Source organism: Shigella sp. SIG3 (genome assembly GCF_053555855.1).
Genome location: NZ_JBQZXE010000277.1, coordinates 1 through 808, shown reverse-complemented (window position 1 = coordinate 808; position 808 = coordinate 1). Strand labels below are relative to the sequence as shown.

The following is an 808-nucleotide window of genomic DNA, read 5'->3' as shown; positions in this document are numbered from 1 at the left end:
CAATTGAGTACCAAAATCACTAATGGATTTACTATAACGAATACGATATTTATTCCCATAATATAAATTCGCAATCGAACGCGTAATATCTGTCGATAAACTCCCTAACAGCCCCAGAGAAATGCCAATACCCGTAGATATTGCATTAAAATGAGTGGCGCTTTGAATCCCTCCATACACCGTGACGCCATAAGGAAGCCCGTACATCGCCGTGATTTCGCCCACGGAGACAGGGGAGCTTTTTATACCTTCTTCTTTATATTCCCCCCCATCACACTATATTTGAAATATCCTTCATGCAGAGCGATGGCCGGCGTTTGAAATGGCACGGAAAAATGCTGCTCCTCGCCATTACTCTCTCTCACTGTAACATCAAGCTCCCCGCCAACGGCCAGCGTTGGTAAATTATCCAGCGCAAAAGGCCCTGGCGGCACAGAACGGGTAAAAATAATTTGCCCATTTTGTTTAATAATAACCTGCGCCTCACTTTGTGCTATTCCATGCACCACAGGTGTGTAGTAGCTGTCCTCCGGCGGAGTCATCGCATCGTCGGTCGCTAACATCCCGCCGCGAAAAGGTATGCTGTCAAACACCTCAGACGACGTATAAGATTCTCCAAGCGTTAATCGGCTTTTAATCGCATTTATGCCTCGCTCAAACCACATGTAACCCCTTTGCCATCTTTCTGACTGGCCAAGTTCCTTGCTCCATGTCACTGAACTACGAAACCTCCAGGCACCAAGATTAAACCCTGGAGTGAACCTGCCATAACGAGAATTACGCGTGGTAGATTGATTATCATTTTGTT

Annotated in this window: 1 pseudogene; it reads right to left on the bottom strand. The window is 46.0% G+C overall.

Going from position 1 to position 808, the window contains the following annotated elements:
• A pseudogene (locus ACUU1I_RS20900) lies at nt 1–716 on the bottom strand (fimbria/pilus outer membrane usher protein); the annotation flags it as partial.
• Between the last annotated feature and the right edge of the window lie 92 nt (nt 717–808).